The sequence below is a fragment of the Undibacterium sp. JH2W genome (genome assembly GCF_049340425.1).
Lineage (GTDB): Bacteria > Pseudomonadota > Gammaproteobacteria > Burkholderiales > Burkholderiaceae_D > Undibacterium.
In genome coordinates this window covers 1-8,597 of record NZ_JBMPOT010000043.1, presented here as the reverse complement: position 1 = coordinate 8,597, position 8,597 = coordinate 1, and the positions used below count along the sequence as shown (strand labels likewise).

At 45.3% G+C, this 8,597-nt stretch carries 6 protein-coding genes; 2 read left to right on the top strand and 4 right to left on the bottom strand.

The window, feature by feature from the left end; genetic code table 11:
• The first annotated feature begins 327 nt into the window (after positions 1 to 327).
• Positions 328 to 1,230, top strand: a complete 903-nt coding sequence (locus ACO0LC_RS28820) for a toxin-antitoxin system YwqK family antitoxin (RefSeq protein ID WP_423009652.1) — start codon at positions 328 to 330, stop codon at positions 1,228 to 1,230.
• A gap of 112 nt (positions 1,231 to 1,342) precedes the next feature.
• Positions 1,343 to 1,840 carry a hypothetical protein gene (locus ACO0LC_RS28815; RefSeq protein ID WP_423009650.1) on the top strand — a complete coding sequence of 166 codons (498 nt, stop codon included), beginning with the start codon at positions 1,343 to 1,345 and terminating at the stop codon, positions 1,838 to 1,840.
• Between the two features lie 1,990 nt (positions 1,841 to 3,830).
• On the opposite strand, the gene ACO0LC_RS28810 is transcribed toward ACO0LC_RS28815, so the two are convergent.
• From ACO0LC_RS28810 to ACO0LC_RS28795, 4 genes are read right to left on the bottom strand one after another with little or no spacing between them, the layout of a single operon-like run.
• Positions 3,831 to 4,193: a hypothetical protein gene (locus ACO0LC_RS28810; protein WP_423009648.1), complete on the bottom strand. Its 363-nt coding sequence runs from the start codon at positions 4,191 to 4,193 to the stop codon at positions 3,831 to 3,833.
• Positions 4,193 to 4,621 (bottom strand): tetratricopeptide repeat protein, encoded by a 429-nt coding sequence (locus tag ACO0LC_RS28805; protein WP_423009646.1) that lies wholly within the window; start codon positions 4,619 to 4,621, stop codon positions 4,193 to 4,195. The genes ACO0LC_RS28810 and ACO0LC_RS28805 overlap by 1 nt, the downstream gene beginning before the upstream one ends.
• 36 nt (positions 4,622 to 4,657) lie before the next feature.
• The gene (locus tag ACO0LC_RS28800; protein ID WP_423009644.1) at positions 4,658 to 4,912 is read right to left on the bottom strand and encodes a hypothetical protein; all 255 of its coding nucleotides are present in this window, start codon (positions 4,910 to 4,912) and stop codon (positions 4,658 to 4,660) included.
• Positions 4,913 to 4,922: 10 nt separating this feature from the next.
• Complete coding sequence (locus tag ACO0LC_RS28795; RefSeq protein WP_423009642.1) at positions 4,923 to 8,129, bottom strand: transglutaminase-like domain-containing protein; 3,207 nt, start codon at positions 8,127 to 8,129, stop codon at positions 4,923 to 4,925.
• Positions 8,130 to 8,597 lie beyond the last annotated feature (468 nt).

Sequence of the window (8,597 nt, the reverse complement as noted above, 5' to 3'; positions counted from 1 at the left end):
ATCAATAAGGTCGCCGATCTCTTGCCTTGGAATGTCGCTGATCGTCTGGCGCAAAAAACAGCCTGAGTCTGAGTTTGACTTCGAGTTAAACGTAAAAAGTCAAGGACGGTGCTGGTGAGGTGCTTACACCTTTTACGTACCAACGTAATGATCAGTTCACGGAGTAAATTTAAACAGGAACCATATAGTTACAATGTGATGTTTTACATTACAATATTTCGAATTAATTAAAAGAGATGCACTTTTCAAGTTCCAAAAAAATATCTTTTCAGCAATCAAATTGATGCATTCAGCATTTTCACAACACCATTCAGCCAAGGAGCTCCCTTGAAAATCACTATACGAAATATGGCCGCCATCCTTCCGGTGGTTGCCCTGTCACTTGTCATGCAAGCTTGCTCACCAAAAATTGATGCCCGTGAGACGGAAGTCATTAACGGGATGTTTTATAAAATCCGAGATACCGAGCCATTCACCGGGACGATTACGAATCAGATTCTGGCTAATAGATTTAATACAATGGAAGTTGGCCGGTGCGACCTTGCTGTCAAAAAAGGCTTGCAACACGGAACAGCAGTCTGCTATGCCTCTGGTCATATCAAAATCTCAGAGACTGAAAACAAGAATGGCAAAAAGGAGGGGCTAGAGCAGAATTGGGATGCCTCCACCCAAAAACTAACTCACACGCAACAATGGCGCAACGGTCAACAAGATGGACTTGAGGAAAATTTCGACCGACACTCTGGAAAGTTGATTTCACAAATCAACTGGTCAGCTAACAGCAAAACCGGTTCTGAAAAACACTGGAGCACAAGGGATGGCTCACTTGAAACTGATCTGACATGGACTGACGGCAAAAAAACTGGCTATGAAAGAGTCAATAACGTGGTCTATCAATACAAGAATGGCCTGGCGGACGGTGTCAAGAAGCGCTATTTTGTCGGCCCCAATAATCTCACTTACCTTGAAGAGACTGAAACCTACAAGGCAGGTGTACAAGATGGCATACGCCAGAATCTGTCTGCCGATGGGCGCGTAGTACGAGAAAGAAAGTACAAAGACGGAAATTTAATGTCTGACTCTGACCAGCCATCGGTCGCACCAGATGTCCCCAGCAAGGTAACTGTTTGCGTTGATGCCAAGATTGCTAGCTTCCGCAGGTCGGCAGGCAATGAAGCGCTCATAAGCAACGATGTCTTGCAGGAATGGGAAGGCGAATGTTCGCAATAATAATTTATTTGACCTGCACGCAATGACCACGACCATGGCAGAAGTGATGTGATCTCTGCCTGGCCATCTTTATTTCTATCGAAATTTTTCAATTTATGAAAGTGAGTTATTAATGACTTCTCAACCCAATATGGTTTTTTGTCGTGGCTGTGCAAAAGAAATCCACAAGACGGCGATTAGTTGCCCCGCTTGTGGCTGCATTCAGCATCCTGCCAATACTGAAAAAACTACGGCTTCAGTTTACCGCATGATTTCGCTGAAGAATGACCCCAACACTAAATTTCATCTTGCCCTGATACTGTCTGCAAGCATTGCCGTCGTATTGTTGTACGCAACGATGGCAATCCCTTGCATTGGCATCGCTACCGGCTTGAGTTTCGGTTTAAGTGCACGACTTTACGCTGCACATCAAAAGAACCAATTTGCTGGAACGAAGAAATTGGACTGGGTTCTTCTGGCATCATTCTCTGGCATCGCATTTATTTTGATGTTGGCAGGTGCTTATGACATTCAGGCTCCGGTATTGGTCTTTGTCGCGGTACGTGCGTTGATGATGTATTTCACGATGAATACTGAAGTCACTGAGGCGAATCAAAGCGGTCAAAGCTAAAGTCGAGGAAACAACGAAGACTTGCTTGAAGAAGTTTCATAAACCATTATGGCAAAAACCTTATAGATGCAAGCGAGGAAGAATAATCTCCAAAGATTCATTTGGCTGTGCCTGGCTACTTGGTCTATATTTTATCCTCTGAAGATGTTATCTAGAGTTGTTGGCAATATGTGAGGCTACTTTGATCGCCTCACATTTTTTGAGACAAGTACGTCAGTACAATGTGCTTGTTTTAAATCAAAGCTCATCATCTTGAGCCTTGATTTCAATTGACCTTAATCCTGATACGATGAACTTTTTTTAAAAAACTTAATACGGAAAATCAGTGAAACGGATTGCCAAAAAATTTGCCAGCTACAGCAAGTTGACGACAAAATCCTGCGAGAGAAATAACGGGAGGCTGAATTGACATCGTCACTTATCTGGCGTCTTACTTTTTTTGCCAATGCCGCTATGGCTTTTGCGAGCCTGTCTACTGTGTTTTGGGGTACCTTACCTTGGTTTGGCATTGTGGGTGGTGCGATCTCCCTTGCCGCTTGTGTTGGGATGGTTTACTTCAAATCGAAAATTATGAGTGAAAATCTGACGAAAGAGTCAGAGACTGTGGAACGTGGCAGGAGACGGAACGATACTTCGCCAGGTTGATGCTTTGCTTTTGCTGTCAGTGACTACAAATTGACATATTCCTCGCGTGGCATGAACCATTCCTGTTGACAAGCATAGCAACGGATTTTAAGACCGGCGTGGGTTTCTATGAAACATCCTTCTGCCATACTGTCTTTTGAAGTGGTTGCCCGCCAGGCATGACCACACGAGCAGGTAAAGTTTGCCGTCAGTAATCCACCCTTTTTTGCGTCTGAGTACCAGATGTAGGTGAATGGGTTGTATAGCTCCATTTGGGATCATCAATTTTGAGAGACATGAATTCCCACCTATAAAATCTTTCGACTATGCGAATCTGCAAATACTTGGACGATTTACATGTGTCGCTTAGGCCGCAGCTTTGCCAAACAAAAGCATCTTCCCTGATTTCTTGCGCGTAACCGATTTTCGCTTTTTCCCATGGCGGCAAACCGGGCACCAGGTCTTTTCGGTATAAACATGTCCAGGTGTAGCTCGCCACTGGTGACCGTCTGCACACTCCCACAGCAGATGCGTTTTAGTGTTGACATACGCAGTTGACAGACATCGACCGCCTCTGTCTACGGCCATCTTTTGCATATCCTCCAGCGTGTACCTTGAACAGTGTTTGCACCAAAGCCCTCGATTCTTCAGACTGCCGAGGCGGAGTTCAAACAGGTGTCCTTGTCCACAGCAGAATTGTAGGGGTGTCGTCTTTCCCCCATAGGTGGTACTCAGGCACACACCGCCTTTCGTTGCTGCCAGTGCCCGAATCTCTGACAAAGGCGTCTTGCTCGCAGCCCGTTGGCACTGAGGGCACCAGCCACCTTGCTGGATCTTATTTGGCGTCGCATCCCACACATGGCCGTTTTTGCATTCGAACGTAAGCTTTATTTGGCGATTGAGGTACGTTGTTGACAGACACTTGCCGCTGTGCTGCGCCGCCATCATCTGGACTTCCTCTAACGAGCCTCGCCTAGCATCATCGCGACACTGGCGACACCAATAACCTTCCAGTACCTTATTGTAGACAGCATCCCACTGATGACCATGAGCGCATTGCATAGTGACTCTATCGCGTCTGGTCTTGCACTCAGTTGATAAGCACTGACCGCCCTTGGGTTCTGCAACGGCACGGATTTTGTCAAGATAGTGCTGACTGCGCAGAGCAGCTTTCGAAGATGTCTTTTGTGCTTCAATATGGCAACGCCTGCACCAAGCCCCCCTTAGTATGACTAGTGCAACCGTGTCCCAGGTATGTCCTTCTGCGCACTGCAAGGTGACGCGGTCATGCGTCGTGTTGCATGTATCTGAGAGGCATTTACCACCCTTGGCTTCTGCGGCAGTACGGACACGCGTAAGAGCGCTCTCACGGCTTACTTTTACTAAATCCATTTCCATCGTAGTCAACAGACTTGACTTTATCTTCTTGAAAAATGATGCGGCAATCAGGTCCATCTGGCGTTAAATCAGCAATCACTATTGCTTGATGTGGATTCAGTCTTCTATATCTGAGGGCGAGTTGCTTTGTCAATTTAACCAATTCACTTTCTGTCATACCTAAAGTACGGTCAGTACATAAAGTTTGAACAGCTCGCCAGCTATCTGCTATCTCAAAAATAAAGTAACTACCCCAAACAACTATTACGACGCCAAGTTGACAACTTGAATCGTGAATTGGTGTCCCCAATGAGCGCTTTACCAATGAAGTAGAAATAAGTCCAAAGTACATTATTCAGTTGGTTCGGATTGAATTGTCCTCTTCAATTCCTCAGCCTTTTCAATGTAATATTGACTACTCATATCCTCGACTGATTCTTCAAACGGAGCAATTTTTGCCAGCCTGATGATTTCTTCGCATTTAAATATTGTCTTTTCCGCGTCTCTCATTTTCTTGGCAAAGAACGTAGCCGTTGCATACCGAATACTAAGCGAGTTAGGGTCAACACTTTCCGCTAACTCGTAATATTTGAGTGCTTCCTCAACGTTATCTTCGTAAAAATACGTCAACCCAATTTGTTGCAATATATAAGCCTTATGTGGAGTGGAACCGTCAGTAGTTGGCAAAACCAACTCCAAAGCATTTCTTGCCGAGACAAAGTCTTTGGCAAGAAGAAAAGTCATATGGGCCGTATAGTTTGGATCATCTGATATACGCATAATAATTCTGAGCTTCCCTCAAAAGTTCGTCTGCAATTACTGCTGTTTGGTTATTCGTTTTTGTATCCAATTCAATATGGCGTAATAACTCAATCCTATTACAATCCCCCACACTACTCCAAAAAACACGCTGGAAAGAACATTTCGGATATATGCATCAGAGTGTACATAGGAACTAAAATTTGCTCCTGTCTTGATCGCTATAAACTTAGAAAGGGTATCACCCAACTCTTGACCGACAACTCCACCGGTTAGCATAGATACAATAATTAAATGTCTCAGTATTTTCATAGTAGTCCCTTCAGAAGCCAAATTTATTTGCAAGGCCCGCACCTATGCCACCCAGTCCCCACACAACTGCCATTACAGAAGGTGGAGATGTTTGACAAGAGAGAATGCCAAGCCACGATGCAGGATATTTATATGCAAATTCGTAAAGAAGTGTCGCCCAAAATATTGATATCGCCCAAGCCAATGCACCCACATAATTTGATCCTGAAACTTGAGTGTAGGCGAACAAAAAATGTTCCGCAAATACCCAAGACATATCAAACGCATGATTCGGATCGTCTCGATCTATCATTCCGTCTGTGTTATCTATGGCATCACTAACATATTCCCAAATCTTGATTGGATCATATCCAGAATAACCGCATCCAGGATATGTGCCACCATTTGTCCCACCAAAAATTTTGTAAGCACCGGCCGCTGTTTCAGGGTCCAAAATAATGTAACCACTCCCCCGCCAGTCACTTGTAACAATATCTTTTTCGTGCACAGTGACCTCTTTTCCGCTTGCAAGCGCATTCATAATTTCTACTTTTACGTCATTGCCTATCTCTAAGCTTTCGACGATAGCTGCATGGCTAGTAACATTTCTTTGGTCTAATGTGTATATCTTTTGTCCTTGATTCATGGCGACAGAAAGAGCCTTGACGGCACTTATCCCCTGCGATTGCCCTGGATCATTTGACGTGAACTGAGGGTCTCTGAACATCTGTTGAGGAATAATGTGTTCAAATCCCGACGCGGATGAACCTGTTTCACGTAAAAAAATTCTCTTTACATTGGCATCACCGTCTTTAGATTCAACATTCCTAAAAAGCCAATCTACGTCAATTGCTATGCTTGAATATCTGACGCTTCTTGCGATTCCGAACCATAAATTAGGTGTAACACCTGAAAAAAATCTTCCGTAACTGGGAAGTCGATACGACACAATGTCATGCCGACTTTTTGCTATGAGATTGTCGTTACTATCAACACTGGCAAAATAATTTAAAATGCCCGTTTGCAGTAGATCTCCGGTTAGATCTTCTTTTGTGATATTTTGAATTGGTGCAATATCACTCGGATTTTTCTGATACTGGTCTAATTTTGCTTTTGTAGTTTTCAATCTGGCTTGCAGTGCTTTAAGTTGCTGTGCTCCGACGCCTTGCAAATCTAAGCCAATTGAATTGTATTCACCTACTGTTATATCGTTGTCTTCACCACCGTCCCAAGTCCCCTTGGAGGGATTGAAATACTGATTCGATTGCTTCACGTCGCTGCCCATTGTAAAGGTTTGCGTAGTTTGAGCTATGACTTGCCCTTCAACTCTGATTTCTGCCTTTAAATTCAACAGATACCCTGGCATCGAACTTGGAAGTTCATTTAATTGGAGTGGCGTGCCGTCGGCGTGTGGATTCGGCAAATAGCTGTTGATCAAATCCTGATCCGCCTGTGTCGCTGGCACAAAGCTTAAAGTGATTTTCTTGCCTGCCAGTTGCGGTGTGCTGCGGTTCAATTCTACAAATGGGGTATCGCTAGTACTGATGCCATCTGCCGGGTAAAGGTTGGTCTTGAACTTCCAGCGCAGATTGTCTGGCAGGGTCTGGAATTCGCTGCCAGTAGTAACGATCTTGTAAGGCAAACTGCCCATCAGGATGCTATAGGCCTCCACCTTGATCTTTTGGGTACCCAGCACATCGCCAACGGTGGCGTTAGCTTTTTGGCTGTTAATGTAGTTTTGTACCTGAGTCTGGTAGTTGTTCATCTGCGTTTGCAGATTGGCCTGATTCAGGTTTTGTACATAGCCACCTGCATCATTGATAGTAGCCCCTTGTTTAACTTGAGTCAGCAAATCTTGGCCGTTTAACGAAACCTTGTTTTTGATATCCATCCCCGCCGTGAATTCATACTGCTTAAAGCTGGCATCCATCGGCACCCAAGTATTCGGGTTCTTATTGATCGCCCCCCGGCTAGGCGTGTAATCCACAAACGCTTCTACCCACACATGTTCCATGCGGATAGCAGCAATCGTACCTCCACTATTGAGTCCAATATTCGGAATCCCACCCTGCCCCAGCAAGCTTTGCGCAGCCTCTATCTTGGTCACGCCACCTACCCAGTTCATGACCTTTTCTGCTGGCACGTCAATGGTGCCATAAACATAGCGCGCAGGTATGCCTGCTGATCTATACAGAGCGATGAGCAAACTGGCGGTATCAAAGGCGTTGCCGCGTTTGTTTTGCAGCGTCAATTCACTGCCCTGTATGCTGCCGTAACTGGGGATGAAGCTGATGTTGTTTCTGACCCAGTTATAGATTTGTACGGGGTTGTTGTTCAAGGTTGCTGCTTGTGCCTTGATGGCAGGGGTCAGTTGTATGTCTTCTGTCTCTGCGGTGTCTTGTGCCGTTGGGATGGCTGGTAGTGTTGCCTGTGCCAGTTGCAGGCCGTCTGGTATTTTACCGGCGAGCATGACTTTGTCGTACTTGGGCGGGAACAGGCTGGCCTGGTATTGGGCTTTGCTTTCGTTGGGTTTTCTGACTTTGTTACTGGGGCTGCCAAATGGCAGTTTGTTGGGGTCAGTATATTGATGCGGCTTGGCATTAGGGTATTTGTCCATGAAGCTGCCAAGCTCTGCCAATGCTGCCTGACGGTCACTGGTCTGGCGTTTGTCGTCGGCCTGGACGACTTTATCCATGATCTTGTTGAACTCTGCCTGGCGGCTTTGATAGCTGGCGACTGCCTTGCTATGACGTGCCAGTATCTCTGGTGAGAGTTTGGCATTTTTGAGGTGTTGCTCTGTGTCTTTGAAGCTTTGGTCTATGTCACTATAGAGTGCTTTGATCTGGCTGTTGGCACTGCGTATGGTACTGACGTGCTGATTGACCAGGTCGGTGTTGTTACTGGTTGCGGCAGCGAGCGTAAGTAAACCAACTTTAGCTGGGGTATTGGTTGTAGTGCTGGCTGCCGGTGCAACAGCTTTGACTTCATCCTGAATTTGCTTGAGCAACTGGCTCAGCCGTTCTTCTGAGTTGCTGGTCTTTATGGTCGCCGTTGTATTGGTACTGCTTGCGAGTGCAAGAAGTTTCGTTGATATTCTGCCCGGTGTTACACCACTTTCGGCCTGATCTGCGGCAGTGCGCACTTGAGCCGATACAGCACACGGATAAAGCGTCAGACTGCTAAAGGAGGTCAATACGACGCAGGAGACGATACGCTGGAAATTATAGTGACGAAACATAGGCTTATCAAAATCACAATCAGACAAACCTTGGATGGTATCAATGGTAAGAAATTATTGCAAGATAAACCAATTATCAAAACTAAAACTCAAAAAGCGGAACACAGAACGATATCTGATTGTTTTCCAGGAGCTGGTAGTGAGCTCTGATCCAATCACCAAATTCTATTTCAAAGTGGTTTAGTGCCCATTGCAAGCGCCTTAGCTAGAAAACGCCCGGTCATGAGAAATGACCAATCCACTAGTCCTGGCAATATACTTGGGGAGATGCGTTGCTGCTCAGTTATCTCCTTAAAAACAGTTCTCTCCGAATATCAGAAAAGGAAAAAAGAACAAATTAACGGGGGTGTCCGGAATTTTGTGTAAACGGTTTTTCATTTATTTCAGCGACATCCGGTCATCGAACTGGATGGTAAAGCGGTTGAATGCCCCTTTCCAATCCCGTATTGGCATAGTCCATTTCTTGCT